The organism is Collinsella aerofaciens, from assembly GCF_032584215.1.
In the GTDB taxonomy this organism is placed as follows: domain Bacteria; phylum Actinomycetota; class Coriobacteriia; order Coriobacteriales; family Coriobacteriaceae; genus Collinsella.
Map to the genome: position 1 here is coordinate 46,932 of NZ_JAWHPN010000006.1, position 16,557 is coordinate 63,488.

Annotated in this window: 19 protein-coding genes; all 19 read right to left on the minus strand. The window is 67.0% G+C overall.

The window, feature by feature from the left end:
- Positions 1–777 (minus strand): hypothetical protein (locus tag RX395_RS02820; protein WP_316365295.1); only part of this gene is annotated, 777 nt, incomplete at its 3' end.
- Between the two features lie 12 nt (positions 778–789).
- A complete protein-coding gene (locus RX395_RS02825) occupies positions 790–1,692 on the minus strand; it encodes a BppU family phage baseplate upper protein (RefSeq protein ID WP_316365297.1) in 903 nt (300 codons plus the stop codon).
- A gap of 3 nt (positions 1,693–1,695) precedes the next feature.
- The gene (locus RX395_RS02830; protein ID WP_316365299.1) at positions 1,696–2,016 is read right to left on the minus strand and encodes a hypothetical protein; all 321 of its coding nucleotides are present in this window, start codon (positions 2,014–2,016) and stop codon (positions 1,696–1,698) included.
- 21 nt (positions 2,017–2,037) lie between these two features.
- Complete coding sequence (locus tag RX395_RS02835) at positions 2,038–4,590, minus strand: phage tail spike protein (protein WP_316365301.1); 2,553 nt, start codon at positions 4,588–4,590, stop codon at positions 2,038–2,040.
- On the minus strand, positions 4,590–5,303 hold the full coding sequence (locus tag RX395_RS02840; RefSeq protein WP_117637885.1) for a distal tail protein Dit: 714 nt from the start codon (positions 5,301–5,303) through the stop codon (positions 4,590–4,592). The genes RX395_RS02835 and RX395_RS02840 overlap by 1 nt, the downstream gene beginning before the upstream one ends.
- Positions 5,300–7,990, minus strand: coding sequence for a phage tail tape measure protein (locus tag RX395_RS02845; RefSeq protein WP_316365304.1), 2,691 nt, complete (start codon positions 7,988–7,990; stop codon positions 5,300–5,302). Before RX395_RS02845 ends, RX395_RS02840 begins: the two co-directional genes overlap by 4 nt.
- Before the next feature lie 2 nt (positions 7,991–7,992).
- Entirely contained in the window at positions 7,993–8,649 is a 657-nt protein-coding gene (locus RX395_RS02850; RefSeq protein ID WP_161160595.1) for a Gp15 family bacteriophage protein, read from the minus strand.
- A complete protein-coding gene (locus RX395_RS02855) occupies positions 8,649–9,152 on the minus strand; it encodes a hypothetical protein (RefSeq protein WP_316365306.1) in 504 nt (167 codons plus the stop codon). Before RX395_RS02855 ends, RX395_RS02850 begins: the two co-directional genes overlap by 1 nt.
- A gap of 108 nt (positions 9,153–9,260) precedes the next feature.
- Positions 9,261–9,977 (minus strand): phage tail tube protein, encoded by a 717-nt coding sequence (locus RX395_RS02860; protein WP_316365307.1) that lies wholly within the window; start codon positions 9,975–9,977, stop codon positions 9,261–9,263.
- Positions 9,978–9,979: 2 nt separating this feature from the next.
- Entirely contained in the window at positions 9,980–10,378 is a 399-nt protein-coding gene (locus RX395_RS02865; RefSeq protein ID WP_316365309.1) for a phage tail terminator protein, read from the minus strand.
- A gap of 1 nt (position 10,379) precedes the next feature.
- Positions 10,380–10,730, minus strand: coding sequence for a minor capsid protein (locus RX395_RS02870; protein ID WP_118349157.1), 351 nt, complete (start codon positions 10,728–10,730; stop codon positions 10,380–10,382).
- A gap of 2 nt (positions 10,731–10,732) precedes the next feature.
- Positions 10,733–11,026 (minus strand): minor capsid protein, encoded by a 294-nt coding sequence (locus RX395_RS02875; protein WP_316365312.1) that lies wholly within the window; start codon positions 11,024–11,026, stop codon positions 10,733–10,735.
- Between the two features lie 32 nt (positions 11,027–11,058).
- Positions 11,059–11,418, minus strand: coding sequence for a hypothetical protein (locus tag RX395_RS02880; RefSeq protein WP_316365314.1), 360 nt, complete (start codon positions 11,416–11,418; stop codon positions 11,059–11,061).
- Positions 11,408–11,563, minus strand: a complete 156-nt coding sequence (locus tag RX395_RS02885; RefSeq protein ID WP_316365317.1) for a hypothetical protein — start codon at positions 11,561–11,563, stop codon at positions 11,408–11,410. The genes RX395_RS02880 and RX395_RS02885 overlap by 11 nt, the downstream gene beginning before the upstream one ends.
- 14 nt (positions 11,564–11,577) lie before the next feature.
- Positions 11,578–12,459 carry a hypothetical protein gene (locus tag RX395_RS02890; RefSeq protein ID WP_316365319.1) on the minus strand — a complete coding sequence of 294 codons (882 nt, stop codon included), beginning with the start codon at positions 12,457–12,459 and terminating at the stop codon, positions 11,578–11,580.
- 3 nt (positions 12,460–12,462) lie between these two features.
- Complete coding sequence (locus RX395_RS02895) at positions 12,463–13,023, minus strand: phage scaffolding protein (RefSeq protein WP_316365320.1); 561 nt, start codon at positions 13,021–13,023, stop codon at positions 12,463–12,465.
- Between the two features lie 199 nt (positions 13,024–13,222).
- Positions 13,223–13,387, minus strand: coding sequence for a hypothetical protein (locus RX395_RS02900; protein WP_158573939.1), 165 nt, complete (start codon positions 13,385–13,387; stop codon positions 13,223–13,225).
- Positions 13,360–15,030: a phage minor capsid protein gene (locus RX395_RS02905; RefSeq protein ID WP_316365323.1), complete on the minus strand. Its 1,671-nt coding sequence runs from the start codon at positions 15,028–15,030 to the stop codon at positions 13,360–13,362. Before RX395_RS02905 ends, RX395_RS02900 begins: the two co-directional genes overlap by 28 nt.
- Before the next feature lie 50 nt (positions 15,031–15,080).
- The gene (locus RX395_RS02910; protein ID WP_316365325.1) at positions 15,081–16,397 is read right to left on the minus strand and encodes a phage portal protein; all 1,317 of its coding nucleotides are present in this window, start codon (positions 16,395–16,397) and stop codon (positions 15,081–15,083) included.
- Between the last annotated feature and the right edge of the window lie 160 nt (positions 16,398–16,557).

Here is a 16,557-nt window from a genome sequence, read left to right on the forward strand (position 1 = left end):
GCACCGAGTTCCGTTGATTCGGTGCGCGGTGTCCCTGAACAGGTCCCACTGGCAGTCAAAGCCGACGCTGTAGCCCTTGGTGCCCCACACCGGGCAGCCGTACACCTCCATCTCGGACAGCGAGAACACCTTGCCGATATCCTGCCAGCTCCACGAGTTGGAGTCGTTGAGCGCGCCGCTGGCGCTGTAACGCTCCTCAAGCAGGACGCGCTGGGTCAGCAGGTACTTGGTCAGGCTTTCGGGCAGGCACGCCTCGAAGGCCGTCTCCCACGCCTTGAGGTTGCTGTTGGGGTAGGGGCATTTCTGGTCGGCGGTGCCCTGGTTCGTGTTGGTCGTGTTCCACATCAGGAAGCTGTCGTTGGCAACGCCGGTCACGGTCTTGGCCACGGCGATGGGCGCGGAGGCCACGAAGGCGATGTGGTGGCCTTTGGAGCTGTCGCCGCAGCAGTAGTACGGGTCGAAGTGCGCCAGGAGGAAGCGCACGGACTGCTGGGCCGCCACGCCCGACGCGCTTACCAGCGGCACGTCGATGTAGTCTCCCACGCGCAGGCCCGCGAAGTTGCCGTTGGCGATGCGCTTATGCAGCGCGTCGTACACGCTGCCGCTGCCGATCTCTCCCGCCAGGATGGCGGCGATGTTCTGCCCGCCGTACTTGCCGATTTGGCCCTGGCGGTTGTACTCGGCGTTGTTGAGCGCCGTCTGCGCGTTGCTGCGCGCGGTATCGTCGATGACCTCGTAGCCGATGCCGCCCACCGACAGGGTTTTCGCTTGTGCCATTTCGTTGCCTTTCTACTTGAGGTTGAGGGTTGTGCCGGACGCCGTGCAGGTGCTCCCGAACGTGATGGTGCTGCCAGATGCACTGGCCTTGGAGGCGGGGCAGTACACGGTGCCGTCGTCGTAGATGAACGCGTCCGTGGCGTCGGCCAGCTTGCCGTACAGGTCGGCTATCTGCTGCCTCTGCTTGGCCATGTCCGAGCTGCCCGCGCTGCCCTGCGCCACGCTGTTGGCTATCTGCAGGGCGATGTTTGCCGCCGCGTCGGCGTTCGAGGCCGCGCCGTTTGCCGCAGCCGTGGCGGCTTGCGAGGCCGTCTTCAGCTGCGACGCCTCGGTCACGCGGTCGCTTTCCGCCGTGGCTCGCTTCTTCTCGGCCTCTGCGCGCTTGGTTTCGGCGGTCTGGCGTGCCTTCTCGTTCGTGGCGCGCTGGTTTTCCGCGCTCGCGCGGGAGGCCTCGGCCTTCTGCATCTGCGCGTTCAGCGCGCTCACGTCGGCTAGCTGCCCTTCGAGGTTCGCGATGGTCGCCTCCACCGCATCGACGTACGGGCCGGATATCTCGCCCGACGCGCTCGCCGAGGGCAGCACGTTCACCAGGACGTTCTCGGTGGTGGCGTCCAGCCCTGCCGCGTTCCGCACGCGCACGTAGCACACCTTGAGCAGCCCGGCCACGCCGAAGACGGCGGGGTCGACCGTCACGGTGGCCACGTTGTCGCTGATGCCAGTGAACTGCTGCTCCACGTAGGTGTGGTCGGGCTTCGCAGCCATGAGGTGCACCTTGCAGCCCGTCAGGGCCGCCTTCTTGTCGCCGTCGTAGATGGCGGCCTTCAGGACCTCGGCGCTGTCGCCCTGGTGCACGGTGATGACGGGCGGCGCTATGTTGGTCTTCTTGAGGTTGAGCGTAAGCTCGTGCGTTGCCATGCCTCATTCCTTTCCTTCGGCCGCAAGTGTCCGCGATATGTCGCCGGGCTGCGCTCTGTGGACCCCGCATATCTCCTCGTCGGTGAGCGCCGAGAAGTCCACGGCGTTGGCCTCGCCGCCTTCCGCGTCCATGGCGGCCACGGGGCTGGACACGAGCGTGAAGCCGCCCTTGCCGTCGAACTCGAACACGTCTTCCGATTCCACGATGGCCCGCGCCGTGGCCGGGTCGCTGATGCACTCGAACACCGGAAGCGCCTCGGGCGGCTTCGGCGCGCCGTCGAGCGCCTGCGGCGCTTCGGGCTGCTGCACAAGGTGGTAGAACATTCCGTTTCCCCTCTCGCTGGTCTAGTTTCCCGTGATGCTGCTCATGCCGGTGATGATTCCGTTCACCACGTTGATGGTGCCCCACGTCCAGTTGTTGCCGTTGTTGGTGATGCACCCGATGAACTGCGTGGAGCCCGTGTACCCGTAGGTGCCGCCGCTGCTCGGACTGGTTCCTATGGCGAACTTCGGGGCGAGTATCCTGGCGGTGCCCGACGACCCAATGTCTGCGCGGCTGCTATCCAGGTACACGTAGTTGTTGGAGTTCTCCTGCAGCTTCACGTACGCCGAGCCGCCCGCGTTGCTGTTGCCGCTCCTCATGTACAGCTGCTCGTCGGGATGGCTCATGTAGCCCGCGTAGTAGGGGGTCGTCAGCCACGTCTGGCGGTAGTAGCGGTTGACTGCCAGGAAGCCGTAGCCGCAGGCGGATATGCCCACGCCGTCGGTCGAGCTCGCCGTGGGGCTGTCCTTCGCGTGGACGGCCTCGATGGTGCAGTACTCGGTCGAGCCGTTCACGAACGACGCTCCCGGGTGGTTGTTCGTCGTCGTGCCGGTGGTGATGTAGTTGGTTGACGACGTGCCGACCATGTTGCAGCGGAACATGGAGGTGCTGCCCACCAGCACGGTGCCCGCGATGATGGAGCCGTTCTTGTCGTATATCTGGAAGCCGTTGGTGGCGTTGATATAGACCCTGTTGCCGTTGCTGTCGGTCATGAAGATGGAGCCGTCGCGCAGGTAGAAGGCCCCGCTGTCGAGGTCCCAGTACGAGTTCCCGCCTTTGATGCGGCCCGTGGTCAGCTCGTCGGCGGTCACGCCGTCGCCGGTTATGGCCGTGCGCCACTTCCACGCGCCGCTGGAGTACTTGGAGTTGGCCACGCCGATGATTCCGCCGCCTATCTTGACGCACTTGGTGGCGCTCTCGGGCTTCTTGTCGTACACCAGGATGCCCTGGCCGGGCTCCTCGTACACCCAGCCGCCCGTGGTGTTCACCTCGCTGTTGAGCATGTCAACGATCTTCTTGCGGATATCCGTCGGCAGCTGGTCGAGCTGTTTCTGCAGCCCATCCACCTCGCCCTCGGCGCTCGTCAGCCGTTCGTCCAGCTTGCCCGTGACGCCTTCCAGGTACTCCTTGTTGGCCTCGTCTATCCGCTTGAGCACGCTCTCGCTCTGCTCCACCGTGGTGTCGGTGTAGAGCTTGAGCACTTCCTCAAGGGACAGGTTGCCGTCGTCGGAGTACTTCTTCAGCGCCTCTTCCAGCGTGGTATCGCCCTTGTCGGCATACTCCTTGAGGGCCTTGTCAAGCGCGTCCTTCACCTCGTCGGTGTAGTCCTTGGCCGCGCCGCCCTGCTCCCTGGCGAACGCCTCCTGGCGCTTCTCGGAGGCCGCCAGGCTCTCGCCCCATTTGCCGGTCGATGCCTTGTTGGACGCGTTTACCGCGTCGGCCACGGTGGCGCGGATGCTCGAAGCCGTTCTCTTTGCGCTGGACTTCTGGGCGGCCATCAGCTCGGCCACGGTCTGGTAGTTGCCGAACGTGTAGGTGACCTCGCCGGGGCGCAGCTGGTCCTCCACCACCTTGGTGATGCGCGTGCGCACGCGCAGCGGCGGGTCGTACACCTTGTCCACCACGGTCACCAGGTCGCCCTCGTCCGCGCCCTCGAAGCCCTCGCCGGCGCGCGCAAGCGCCACGGCGTCCGCAGTGTAGGACACGGTGGGCACGCACGACTTAGCCAGCTGCGCCTCGGTGAGCTTCTTCAGCTCGGCGGCGTCCTCGCAGTCGGAGAACTCCACGTCGCCGAACACGTGCGCCTTGCCGCCCTTGCCGTCGGGCCGTCCCCAGCGCGCCAGCGCGTCGGCCGACCCCACCCAGTTCTGCCCGCCGTTCACGTCGCCGAAGGTCAGCTTGCGATCGTAGCCGCCCGTCAGGTTGCCGTCCTCGTCGGCGGTCTGCAGGGACTTGCCGTAGCCGTACAGGGCGGTACACACGTTGCCCTCGTCCACGCTGCGCTTGACGCTCACGAGGTCCTTGGCGTAGGTGAAACGCTTGCCGTTGTCCTCGCCGACCTGCTTGGCCATGCACACGCGGCGTGCGGTCACCTTGGTGCCGCTCACCTGGATTTCGAACGACAGCTCGCCGCCCCAAGTGTCTGCCACGTCGTGGATGGCCGCCCATGCGTTGGTGTGGTAGAAGTTCGTGCCGGCCTGCCCGAGGTCGGCCACGGTTCCGACCTGCCAGCGCGAGGAGGACAGCGCCGAGGCCAGCGCGGCGTAGGCGCTCACGTCGTAGGGGCGCTTGTCCTCCAGGTAGTCGCCCAGGAGCTCGATTTGCGCCGAGGTCGGGCAGTAGTACGTGTAGAGGATGCCCGCGCTTGCGCGCTCCTCCTCCACGCCGTCCACGATGTTCTCGTGCCAGCGGCCCTTGAGGTCGCGCCACACCAGGCGGTCGCCCTTGTCCAGGCGCGCCAGCGTTGTGATGCTCAGGGCGTTCTCGCCGTTGACCTCGCGCGTGTCCTCGCACTCGAACAGCGTCTTGATGGGTCCCTTGTACGCCTCCCAGCGGTCGCATGCCCACAGAATCATCAGCCCACGTACCTTTCCGTCCACTGTACCGTCGCGGTGCCGCTGGACAGCTTGAGGCTGTTGGCCCCCGGCTCCAGCGGGAAGAAGTCACTCTCGAAGGTCACGGGCGCGGGGCTGCCGTCCACCGTGGCCTGCGGGGCGGCCATGTCGATGACCACCGCGCTCGATGCCGTCACCGCCTTGTCGATCTGCACGAACTCGCCCGTTCCCATGTTCGTCAGCCGCAGCGCCGACGTGCTGCCGCCGGGCCTGACGGTCACGGTGGGGTAGGTGCGGAACGTCCCGCCCACCTGCACGCCCGAGGTGCCCGACACGGTTGCGCGCCCCTCGGCCCCGTAGGCCACGGGGTCGTATGCCGTGAACGTCAGCGTGGCCTCGCCGGTGTGCCACAACGTGTCGAGCGCGCCCGGCGAGGTCAGCACGGCCATGTAGCGCAGGCCCAGGTGCCTCTCGTCGTCCAGCCACAGCTCGGCCTCCTTGAGGCACAGCAGGCGCGAGGCCATGAGGCGGCGAAGGGCCGCCATGTCGTCGGCGGGGCGCGCCCTCCAGGCCGCCGCCACGTCTATCGTCAGGGGTTTCAGCTCTGCGCGCATGAAGCGCGAGCCGGGCTGCCCGGGCACGTCGCGCGTGGCGATTTCGTACTCGGGCAGCAGCGAGCGGGTCACGAGCCGGGTGTCGAACCACGGCGCGAAGTCGAAGCCGTTGTATATCATGCGAAGCACTCCTGCCGTTTGATTTCCTTGGCTATCTGGCGGGAGATTTTCTCGATGTCGGCCTCCTCCCGCACGGTCGCGTACAGGTTGATTGTCACGTTCGTGTCGCCATGGGCCGCGCCGTCCTTGCCGTCGAGCAGCTTGGCGATGCCCTCGGCCAGCGGGCGCGCGCCGCGCTCGTTGAACGGCACCACGCCCTCGGGGCCCGCCTCGCCGACGCCGATGACGCTGGGGCCGTTGAACACGCCGCCCTTGGCGTACCAGTCGATGCCGAAGTGCGGCACGCTCGGCGGGGCGATGCTGAAGCTGCCGGAGATGGACAGGTGCGGCAGCTTCAGGTGGGGCAGCGACCACGAGAAGTTGAAGAACCCCTTGATGGAGTCGATGACGTTGCGCACGGTGTCGCGGGCGTTCTGTATCGGCGTCTCGATGGCGCTCTTGATGGAGTTCCACACGCTGCTCACGGTGTCCTTGGCGGCGTTGAACACACTGGAGATCGTGTCGCGGATGCCGTTCACGATGCTGGATATGGTGGAGCTGATGCCGACCCACACGCTCGACGCCGTGCTGCTCACGGCCCCCCATATGGAGTCCCACACCGCCTGAATTGCCGACAGCACCGCCGATATGGTGGAGCTGATGGCATTGATGGCCGCGCCTATCGCCGAGCTGATGGCATCCCATATGCTGGAGGCGGTGAAGCTCACCGCGCCCCACACCGTGTCCCACACGCCCTGGATGACCAAAAGGGCTGCGCCTATCACGTCGCTAACGTACTGGATGTATGCGCTCACCGCGCCGTAGATGGCCTCCCATATGGCGCTGGCGGTGCCGCTGATGCCTTCCCACGTCGCGCCCCACCATTCGGAGAGCGCCGTCACCACGTCGGTGATGACCTGGCTCACCGCGTCGATGTAGCTTCCCACCGCGCTGCAGATTGCGTCCCATGCCGCCGTCAGCTGCTCGCCGAAGTTCTCCCAGATGAAGTTCCAGGGTATGAGCAGCGTCTCGATGGCCAGGTTCAGAATCTCGCCCAGAAGCATCACGGCGACCTGCACCACGTTGCAGATGCCGTCCCAGATGGACGAGGCGGTGCCGGCCAGGCCTTGGAAGAACCCGGCTATGGCGTCGATGGCCCCCTGCACCGTGGAGCAGATGCCGTCCCACACGCCGCCCAGCGTCTCGCCGAGCTGCGAGAAGAACTCGCCGACGCTTTGGGCCACGTCGCCCGCCACCTGGGTGGCCACCTCGAACGCGGCGCACACGGCATCCCACACGGCGGTCACCGCGTCGCGGAACTCCTCACAGTTGTTCCACAGCAGCACCACGGCGGCGATGATGGCCGCTATGGCCGCTACCACGGGGTGCGCGGCTATGAGCCCCAGCGCGCCGGTGCCCAGCTTGCCGACCACCTGGAAGGCCGCTCCGATTTTCGGCACGGTGTCCACGACGGTGCCGACCGTCGACAGCACGGGGCCTATGGCGGCCGCTATCGTGGCGATCGCCAGCACGGCGGTCTGGCCGCCCTCGCCGATGCCGGCGAACCACTCGGAGAACGACTTGACGACACCCGCCACGTTGGTGGCGATGTTGAGCAGCGGCTCGCCAAGCGGCTCGATGGAGCCCTGCAGCTCGCGCATGGCCTCCTGCGATTTCACGGCGAAGCTGTCGGAGGCGGCCTCCTGGGCCTGCTGCGCAGCGCCCGCCACGTCGCCGAAACTGTCCTGCACGCCCGCCAGGGACTCGATCATGCCCAGGGCATTGTCCTCGCCCAGCGAGGACCACAGGGTGGAGGCCAGCGCGGCCTTGTCGTACTCGTTTGGCATCTGCGTGAGGTCGCCCAGCACCGCCTGCAGCATGTCCTCGGCGGTGGCGCTGCCGTTCTTGAAGTTCTCGAAGACCTCCTGCGTGCCCTCGCTGAACGAGCCGATGGATTCCTCCATGCGGCCGTCGGACAGCGCCGTCAGGAACTCGTTGAGGTAGTCGCCCACCTTGTCCAGGTTGTACGCGCCGTTGGACGTGCCCGCTTCGAGCAGCGAGAAGTACTCGCTGGCGCTCATTCCCGCCTCGCCCCATCGCACGGAGTATTCGCTCAGGTTGTCGCCCAGCTCGTCGGTGTAGTTCAGGCCGCGCTGCATGCCCGCCGTCAGCAGGTCGCTGGCCTCGGTGGCGGACAGCCCGAAGCCCTCCATGAGGGCGTTGGTGCCGCGTATGGACTCGTTCACGTCTGCGCCGAAGGTGTCCGACAGCATGAGTGCGTTGGTGGTGACGGTCTGCAGGTCCTCGTCGGACACGTCGCGAAGGGTGGACTTGCACTGGATCAGCGCATCGTTGACCTCGTCCAGGGACTGGCCCCAGCCACCCTCGTATATGCGCTTGCCTATGCCGCTGAAACGCTCGGCCTCCTCGCCTGACACGCCGAACGCAGCGGCTATGCGGGCGTTGGCCTGCTCGTAGTCGCTGGCCACGCCGAATACGGCCTTACCGGCGGCCACCACGGGCGCGGTCAGCGTCACCGTGGCGGCCGTGCCGGCCTTCTTGAACGAGGACGACAGCTTCGCGGCCTTCTCGTCGCCCTCGGTTATGTTCTTCCAGGAGATGCCCTGGAGGTCGCGCTCCAGGGCCTTGATGTTCTTGGATACGTCAACGGTGTCGAGCACCGCTTTGATGATGACGTTGCCGTCCATGCTTACCTCGTCGCTCTCTTGAGCGCGGCGAACACATCGCGCATCGCCGCGTCGCTTCCTTCCTCAGAGCCGTGTGAGCTGCGGCCTTTGCCGAGTTCGAACGCCTTGTGGGCGGCGTTCCAGGCCTCGACCTCCTGCCTGTTGTATTTGGTTGGCTTCGGCTTGGTCGCCGGGTTGCGGTAGTGGATGGCCGCGCCGAGCGGCGTGTCCTGCGGGCAGCCGCCCACGAGTGCCACGAACTCGGCAAAGCTGATGCGACCGCGCACCTCGTCCCACTCGATGCCGTAGGCCTGGCGGAAGCTGGTGCGTATGCGCGCCGCGTCCTCCTCCAAGTCCCACAGCGGGGTCTCGTGCGGGCGGTCGCCGGTCAGGTCGAGTCCGCACATGTCCCATACCGCCGCGTCGCGCATCCGCACGAACTCGGCGGCGTCGTAGTCGCATGCGCACCACGCGTCCGCCCAGTCCACGAAGAACAGCGCCAGGAACTCGTCCCGGCGCTGGTCGTCGGACTTGCCCTCGTCGGTCAGCACCTCGATGACGCGGATTATCGTGAGCGCGTCGTCGCGCACCAGCACCTCCTCGCCGTTCCACGGGTAGCGCGTGGCGCTCGTGCCGTCGGGCAGCCGCACCCGCTCGGCCGTGAGCGCGGCTGGCAGCATTACTTGCCGCCCTTCTTCTTGCGCTTGGCCTTGGCGCGGCGCTGGGCGCGGTTGAGCGCCTGGACCTGATCGGCGCGCTCGCTGTATGCAAGGCCGCACGCCATCAGCTGCTCGCTGGTCGCGTGGCGCGCCAACATGTTGAGGAACGTGGCGAAGACCTCGCCCAGGATGCGGATGTTCTCCTCGGGCGCGATGGGGCCCTCGTCGCCGCCCATCCACGCGAGCAGCTGCTCCCAGCCCTCGGTGCCGATGAACGCCGAGATGGTGCGCTTCATGAGGCGGGCCTGCGCGGCGTTGGCCTCGGCCGCCTTCTCGGGGGTGTCGGCCTCGCGGGCCATCTGCTCGTTGGCCTGCGCGCGGTCGATGGCGTTGCCGACCTTGGCCAGGTACTCCTCGATGTGCTTGTCGTCGAACCACACGCGGAAGCGCGGCGTGTCGGGGTTCTCCTCGGGGTCCTCGAAGAACACGTCCTCGTACGCGCGGATGTTTTTCATAAGTTCCATTTGCTGCCCCTTTCGTGAGCGGTGAGCGTCGGGCATAGAAAAGGGGCGCGGGCCGCTCGCTAGCCCGCGCCCCCATGTCCAGGAGGTTATGTCTGGTGTCGCCTGCGGCTACTTCGCCGCCACGGTGACCTTCACCTGCGTGCAGATGCTCGGCTTGGACGCGCAGCGCACGGTGATGACCGCCTCGCCTGCGGCCACGCCCGTCACGTTGCCGTCGCTGTCGACGGTGGCCACGTCGGTGTTGCCCGATGCGAAGAAGCACTTGGCGTTCGCCTCGGCGGGCGCGACGGTCGGCGCGAGCTTCATGGACTTGCCCACGGCCGGGCCGGTCGGCGCGGTGCAGGTGACGCCCGTGGGCTGCTTGAGCTTGTTGGCGGGGATGTAGCGCATAGCGCCAGCGCCCGAGATTGTGCAGGAGAACGCGCCGGGGTCGGACGCCGCGCCCTGCTGCGAGCCGACGGTCAGGCCCAGGTAGGTGCAGTCGCCCTCCACCACGTCGCCGTTGGGGTCGGTGTGGCGGAAGTGGCCCGTGCGGCCCTCGCCGGTCTCAAGCGCCAGGCTGGCAACGAAGTCCTGCGCGGGGTCGCCGTAGCAGCGGTCGCCTGTGACCTCGTACTGCGGCTGCACGCTCTTCACCTTGTCGGTGGGAGTGCCGTAGCCGTCGTAGTAGTCCTTGGTCTCGGTGGTCTCGTTGGTGGTCGGCTTCACCTCGGTGATGCCGCGCGAGAAGATGGCCCACGTGGGGCTGGCCGCGTCTGGCGTGGTGTCGATCTCCAGCGCGCTCATGTAGTTGGGCGCGAAGCCCAGGTCTTGGTTCTTTGCCATCGTTATCCCTTCTCTATGGTTATGGTCGCTTTGATTCGGAACTCCCACAGGTACGGCCCGCCCTCGGGCGGCGTTATCTCCTGCGGCTCGGTGTACAGCGACGCGCTCGTGAAGCCGTAGGAGCCTGTGGGCGAGGACAGGTCGGCCCCGTCCAGCGCGTCGGCCAGGTCGTAGGCGTCGCCCATGGCCTTGGCCTCGGAGGTGTCCTTCACGATGACCTGCAGCACGTATCCGACACGGCGGGTGCCGTCCATGTGGCGCACCGCGTCGGCCGTGGGCATGGGCCTCAGCACCACCGCGTCGTCGTGGCCACGCGATGCTGCCAGGCGGGTGAGGAGCACCGGGCCGTAGCCCAGGGCCTCTATGGCGGCCTTCGCCGCCTCCATCACGTCCGGGGCCATGTCACGCCCCCTCGGTCAGGAGGTCGACGGCCAGGCGCTCCCAGTCCTCGCCGTGCGCTTCCTTCGCGGCCTTCGGCCAGTCGGCCTTGGCCCTCGGGTTCTTGCCGTGCTTGATGGAGCTGTCGGGCAGGTCGCGCACGTAGGCGGCGTAGTCGGCGTCCCATATGACGAGGCCCTGCCTGAAGTCGGAGGCGGCCTGCATGGAGTTGTGCATGCGCTTGGTGTCCTCTGGCGTGAACGCGTTCATGTCCTCGGCCACGCTCATGGCGAACTTCACCTGCTTGGCCTCCAGCTCCTTCGCGCTGAAACGCTTCATGAGCTTGGTCAGGTCGACCGTAACTGCTGCGGGCATGGCTACCTCACCTCCAGTTCCCACTGGTGGGGACGGGTGCCGAACGCGCGGCGGGGCGTGCACCTCGCCACGTTCATCCACTCGCCCCCGTCGATGCTCACGCGGCTGCCCACTGGCACGTCGAACATGCCGGGGCTGTCCGCGCCGTCCGCTATCACGAGGCCCTGCGCGCCGTCGCCCAGGGCGTACTCGCGCACGAGCCACGCCGAGACGGGCTCGAAGCGCACGCGGCGCACCTCGACGGGCTGCTCGAACTCGCCGCCGTAGCCGCCCTCCCTGGGCACCTTGACGGACATGGTGGAGGGCCGCGCCGAGCGCGGCACCCGCATCATCTGGTACCCCCGATGCCAGCGTAGAGCAGCGGCGTTCCAAGCAGCTCGCGGCGGACGGCGGTCTCCATGTCGCTGCGGTAGGTGCTGGCCCCTTCGGTACCGGGGTTCCACGAGAACGAGCCGACGGTGAAGCCGCCGCCCTCCATGATGCCGCCCGAGCATCCGTACGCGGCGTCGACCTCGCAGGCCGCCATGACCGCGCGCGCCCACTCCTCGGAGCCGTCCGGCTCGTTGGGGAAGATCAGGTCGCGCACGGCTGCCGTGGCGTGGGGGAGCGCCGCCTTGAACTCCTCGGCGGACAGCTCCCCGCGCCCGGCTGCCAGGTAGTCCTCGTGGGTCGGGGCTCTAGTTTCCATCGTCCTCGGCCGCCTCGGGCTTTTCCGCCTTGCCCTTGGCGGGCTGCTCGTCTGCGGCCTTCGCCTCGGGCTTTTCCGCCTTGCCCTTGGCGGGCTTGGCCTTCTTCGGGGCCTCCTTCTTGAAGGCCAGTCCAACTGTGCGCATGTCGCGCCTCCTTCCTACGCGGCCTTCATGCCTGCGGTGATGTAGTGCGCCAGGTTCTCGCGGACGCCGCACACGCCGTACTTGCGGTACTTGAACAGGTGGCCGAAGCCCTGCTGGTTGTCCTCGGCGTCGATGACCTTGCCGTGCGCGAAGTTCCAGCGCAGCACCACGGCGTCCTTGTGGACGATGAGGAAGTTCATGTCCACCGCGCCGGTGCCCTTCTTGTAGTGGCCGATCTCCTCGTCCTTGGTGGTGCCGTCCAAAAGGTCGATGGCGCTGTAGAAGCGGGACTGCGGCACCTTCACGATGGAGGAGAAGCTGTCCAGCGCCTCTCGGGACTTGGTGGTGTCCAGGTCCTTCACCATACCCAGCAGGGTGGGGGTGATGAACAGCACGCGGCCCTCTTCCGGCACCTCCTTCTCGTCCATGTCGCACATGGCGGCGTTCAGGCCCTTGAGCATGTCCGCGCCGTCGGCGTAGGTCTTCTGCTCCTTGGTGATGCCGGTGCCTGCGCACAGCGTGGAGAACACGAACGCGTCTCCCTCGGGCACCACCTTGGTGCGGTTGAAGTGCGCGGCGGCGTTGCCGAACGCCAGATTGAAGGACTGGGCGTCCACTTTCTGGTCGATTTCCAGGATGGTGCCGCGGTCGTAGTTGGCGCTGATGGGCTTCCAAGTCAGGGACGCGCCGCTGTTCTGCGGCAGTCGCCCGTTGGCCTGCACGTCGCCCAGGCCACCCATGGAGTAGACGGGATAGTAGAACTCGCCCAGCTGCTCCATCTGCGCGATGTTGCCCTGCGGCGCGGCGCTCTCAAGCACTGCGGTCAGGGATTCCTTGCGGTACGCCTCCATGAGCACGTTCTCATAGCCCTTGGGCAGTTCGATGCTGTTTGGCATGATTTACTCCTTTGAAGATTCGTCGGTGAGTCCGAAAGCTGCGCGGAAGTCGGCCAGGCCGTCGGAACCTGCGCCGCCCTTGGGGTCGCCGCCCGCGCTTTCGCGGGGCTGGTCGGTGAACATGTAGGCGTTATCCTTCTTCAGGGCCTCGAAGTCGATGCCCGTGAGGTTGCCCTGCTCGTCCAGCTTCGCGTCAGCGATGTTCGGGATGATCGCGCGCGCCGCCTTGGCGTTGCGCACCCCCATCTGCGCCAGCTTGGTGTCGATGGCGAAGTCGCGGCGCATGTCGGCCTCGCGCTTCTCGGCGTCGGCCTTGTACGCCTCGTTGTCGGCCTTGGCCTTGTCGAGCGCGGCCTGCAGCTCCTCGGCGTTGTCCGCCTTGGAGGTGAACTCCTCGATCTGCTTGTCGCGCTGCTCCAGCTCGGCCTTGAGGGCCTTCACCTGCTCCTGGTACTCGTCGGTCTCGCGCTTGTACTTCGCGTAGGACACGACCTCCTTCGCCGGGTCGGTCTGCTGGCCGTTGTCGCCGCCCTCGTTGCCTTGGGGCTTGTTGTCGTCCGCCATCGCTTGCTCCTTCCGTGTTTGGTTTTCGCGCTTCCCTGCGCGCTTGGATGGCCCGCCGTTGTCGCCGCGGTCGCGTGCGGGGCCGTTGTCGCCGCCCCATCGCGTGACCGCATCTTCCCCGAGGTGTCGCCAGGCAAAAGAAAAGGCCGCCCGTGATGGGCGGCCTTGATGCCGTGCGTCTACTCGGTTGTCGCTTGGTCTACTTCATCAGCCCCGCGTCGCGCAGAACCTTGCGGGACTTGGCAAAAAGCTCCTCGCGCTCTTCTTTGGTCAGCTTTTCGGCGGCTTTCGACTCGGAGGCGCTGTCATCTATGACGAGCACCCAGTCCTCTGGCGTCACTTCTTTTTTGTCAGCCTGAACCATTTCGCTTCCTCGTTTCGCTCGTAGAGCATTTCGGTGGCAAGCTGGTCGATAACGTCGCCGCCCACGTTCGGGCACTCTCTTTTCGCCAGCTCTCGCAGCTCCTCGTACGCTTGCACGACGCTGCGGTCGTTCACCTTGATTTCGTAGATTGTACCATCGTGGCACGCCACCACTGAGCTGCGCACCCAGTCGTTTTCCGCCACCGTTCGAATGTCGGTCCACGACGGCGGCGAGCTCATGGGGTGGTTGTGGATCAGCACCACGCCGCCCTTGGTGCGCCCGCACGCCTCCACCTGCTTGGCGGTCAGGCCGCACGCCTGGCTCTTCAGGCCGTGCCCGAAGGTGTCGGTGACGCGCTCGCCCTTCTTCCACGACACGACGGACATGCGTTCGTAGCCCGTGCCGTCGCGGTCGCGCAGGATGCGGCGGCTTTCGGCGTATACGGCCTCGCTTGCGCGCTTCGGGATGGGAAGGGACGCCACCTTGTCGTGGTAGGCCCTGCCGTTCACGGCGCGGCGGCTCACGTCTGCGGCGGTGCCCGCGCCCTTGCCCGGCATGAACTTCTCGCGCACCCAGGTCTTGTCCGTGGCAAGCGGGTAGATACGCTCCTTCGATTCCACGGCGGCCTCGCGCGTGCGCTCGCGGGACAGGTAGGGATGGGCGGCTATGTGCTCGCGCTGGCGCTTCTGCAGCTTGCCCAGGCGCAGGCGCTCCTTGGTGTTGTCGAGCCCGGCGGCCTCCAGGGCCGTTGCCTCGCGCTTGGCGGCGCGTATGCCGCGCTCAAGCTCGCGCTGCTTCTGCTCTGCCTGGTATCGCTCCTCGCGCTTCTCGTCGCCGCCATCTGGATCGCGCTCGTACCGCAGCTGCTGGCCCTCCACGTAGATGCCGAAGTCGTGCTTGCAGTTCGCGCCGCACAGGCCATCGACAGAGCCGTAGCCCGTCTCGCGGTAGAACGGCGGGTACTTCTTGGACTTGCCTGACAGACTGAACACGCGGCCCTGCCACTTGGCGTGGCTCTCGCGCGCCCCGCCGTGCGAGGAGGTCTGCACGAGGTCGTGCCCGGTCTCTTCAAGCAGCTCCAGCGTGTTGCGGCTGCCGGCCTGCACCGCCTGCGTGCGAATGTGGCGGCGCATGGCCACGTCCGCCTGCGCCCACGCCCCGCTCTTGTAGTCCACGACGGACACGCCGCGCCGCGCCAGCTTCAGCACGGCCTCGCGGGTGGCCTGCTCGTAGCCTGCCATGCCCGAGTTCACCCGAGCCACGGCCTGCGCCACGACTTCGAGGTAGGCGCGCTGCACGTTGGCGGGCATCTTCAGGTTGTCGCGGCTCACGACGTCCTGCACTCCCGCCGCCGTGGCCCGCGCTGAGTTGTGCAGCCTCCACTGTATCGTCTTGGACAGCGCGCCCATGGCCGTGCCCAGCGTGGCCAGGTCGGCCTCGGCGCTCTTGGCCACGGCCTCGGCCGCAGCCTTGGCAGCCTCGCGCGCGGCTCTGCGGCCCTCCTCGTTCATGGCCTTCTGCACGTCCTTGGCGGCAAGCGCCGCCTTGCGGGCGGCCTGCGAGTAGGCGCTGTCGCCCTCGAAGTCGATGGAGCCTATGAGCGCGGCGTAGATGCACACCAGGCGCAGGGTGTATTCGTCCATGGCCCCCTGCGCTGCGTCGGTGAAGTGCTCTATGTAGTCCGGCCCCAGCATCAGGCGAGCCCGTCGCCCAGCATGTCGAACGCGCCGCTCTGCTGCTCGGGCACGTTGGCCTTGGCCTCGTTGCTGGTCTCGCCGTAGAAGCGGCGGCGGTACTCCCACGGGGCCATGATGCCCGCGCCGACCTCGCTCATGGCCATCTCGCGCGCGCTCTGCGTGTCGCTGATGATGGAGTCGTCGAAGTCCACGGTGACGTCGCCGTAGGGCACGGCCTCGCCCTTGATGCTGCGGCACGCGTCGGCCATGCCGTTCACGAGGCGCACGATGGACTTGCGCAGGGCGTTCTCGTGCCGGTGGATGGATCGCATCAGCTGCGAGTTGTCGGCCGCCACCTCCTTGGCGGTCTTCAGGCCCGTGTGCGACTCCCAGGAGAAGTAGCCGTTGCCGAAGCCGCACGCCACCGACAGCAGGCGCAGGCCCGTGTTGATGGCGCTGGCGTTCTCGTCGGCCTTGAGGTCGCTCTGAACGGTCTGAATCTTGGCCGACCCCTCGTCGCCGGGGTTCATGCTGAAGATGGTGTCGTCGGCCTCGCCGAAGGCGTAGTAGGTCTTCGTGAGGCTGCCGTCCGACCCCTTGTCGGTCTTGGACTCTATGAGGGTCTTGTCCACGAACGTGCGCGGGCGGCCCACGCGAATGTGGTCGAGCAGGGAGGTGGCGGCCTCGTCGACCACCTTCATGGCCCCCACGGCGTTGCAGTACACGCTCGCGCCCATCGCGCAGTAGTCGTAGAAGCGGTTCGACACGGCGGGGCGCACCAGCGCGAAAAGCGGGCGGGTGCAGCGCGTGTCCATGTCGGCGCTGATGCCCTCGACCGCCACCTGCTTGTGCGTCTTGGTGTCGAACAGCTGCGTGAGGATGTGGTAGGTGCCGCCCTTGAGCACGTGGGCCTGGCACTGGTCGTAGTCGCGCCCGGCGACCTCCACGCGGCCCACGAACGCGCACTGCGTGCAGTCGTCGGCGCTCCACGTGAGCGGGACTATCTGCGTGGCGTCGTAGCGCACGATGCGCAGCTCGGCGTCGGGCGTGTAGGCGCTGTCGGTCACGCCTCGCGGCTCGATGACCCACGCGCCCGTGCCCATGGCGAACGCGCGGGCTATGAAGTCGGCGTTGTCCATGGCGAACGATGTGGGCGCGTCGCCGTCCTCTGTCGGCTGCGGCGCGGCCTGGCCGTCCTCGTGCCCCTCGTCGCCGACGCCGCCCGTCGCCTTGGGGTTGGCGAAGTAGCGCGCCATCCAGGCGCGGCGCTCGTCGCTCGTGCTGGAGATGATCGTGCTCTCGTTCATGAGCAGACTGGCCCACTCGTCGGCCACGAGCGCCGCCGGATGCAGGCTGGCGCGCTCGCGCTTGTACACGCGGAAGCCGCGCCGCTCGCTGTAGTGGTACCAGCCGTTGTTCGCCGCGAACCAGCCGAACCAGACGCCCACCATGCCCTGCATGCGGGTGTCCGGCTGGTATCCCATGCGGCGCAGC

Excerpts from the sequence above, each read along its gene's own strand:
- RX395_RS02825 (WP_316365297.1), bottom strand. The coding sequence starts at position 1,692 with ATGGCAACGCACGAGCTTACGCTCAACCTCAAGAAGACCAACATAGCG.
- RX395_RS02830 (WP_316365299.1), bottom strand. The coding sequence starts at position 2,016 with ATGTTCTACCACCTTGTGCAGCAGCCCGAAGCGCCGCAGGCGCTCGAC.
- RX395_RS02835 (WP_316365301.1), bottom strand. The coding sequence starts at position 4,590 with ATGATTCTGTGGGCATGCGACCGCTGGGAGGCGTACAAGGGACCCATC.
- RX395_RS02840 (WP_117637885.1), bottom strand. The coding sequence starts at position 5,303 with ATGATATACAACGGCTTCGACTTCGCGCCGTGGTTCGACACCCGGCTC.
- RX395_RS02845 (WP_316365304.1), bottom strand. The coding sequence starts at position 7,990 with ATGGACGGCAACGTCATCATCAAAGCGGTGCTCGACACCGTTGACGTA.
- RX395_RS02850 (WP_161160595.1), bottom strand. The coding sequence starts at position 8,649 with ATGCTGCCAGCCGCGCTCACGGCCGAGCGGGTGCGGCTGCCCGACGGC.
- RX395_RS02855 (WP_316365306.1), bottom strand. The coding sequence starts at position 9,152 with ATGGAACTTATGAAAAACATCCGCGCGTACGAGGACGTGTTCTTCGAG.
- RX395_RS02860 (WP_316365307.1), bottom strand. The coding sequence starts at position 9,977 with ATGGCAAAGAACCAAGACCTGGGCTTCGCGCCCAACTACATGAGCGCG.
- RX395_RS02865 (WP_316365309.1), bottom strand. The coding sequence starts at position 10,378 with ATGGCCCCGGACGTGATGGAGGCGGCGAAGGCCGCCATAGAGGCCCTG.
- RX395_RS02870 (WP_118349157.1), bottom strand. The coding sequence starts at position 10,730 with ATGCCCGCAGCAGTTACGGTCGACCTGACCAAGCTCATGAAGCGTTTC.
- RX395_RS02875 (WP_316365312.1), bottom strand. The coding sequence starts at position 11,026 with ATGTCCGTCAAGGTGCCCAGGGAGGGCGGCTACGGCGGCGAGTTCGAG.
- RX395_RS02880 (WP_316365314.1), bottom strand. The coding sequence starts at position 11,418 with ATGGAAACTAGAGCCCCGACCCACGAGGACTACCTGGCAGCCGGGCGC.
- RX395_RS02885 (WP_316365317.1), bottom strand. The coding sequence starts at position 11,563 with ATGCGCACAGTTGGACTGGCCTTCAAGAAGGAGGCCCCGAAGAAGGCC.
- RX395_RS02890 (WP_316365319.1), bottom strand. The coding sequence starts at position 12,459 with ATGCCAAACAGCATCGAACTGCCCAAGGGCTATGAGAACGTGCTCATG.
- RX395_RS02895 (WP_316365320.1), bottom strand. The coding sequence starts at position 13,023 with ATGGCGGACGACAACAAGCCCCAAGGCAACGAGGGCGGCGACAACGGC.
- RX395_RS02900 (WP_158573939.1), bottom strand. The coding sequence starts at position 13,387 with ATGGTTCAGGCTGACAAAAAAGAAGTGACGCCAGAGGACTGGGTGCTC.
- RX395_RS02905 (WP_316365323.1), bottom strand. The coding sequence starts at position 15,030 with ATGGACGAATACACCCTGCGCCTGGTGTGCATCTACGCCGCGCTCATA.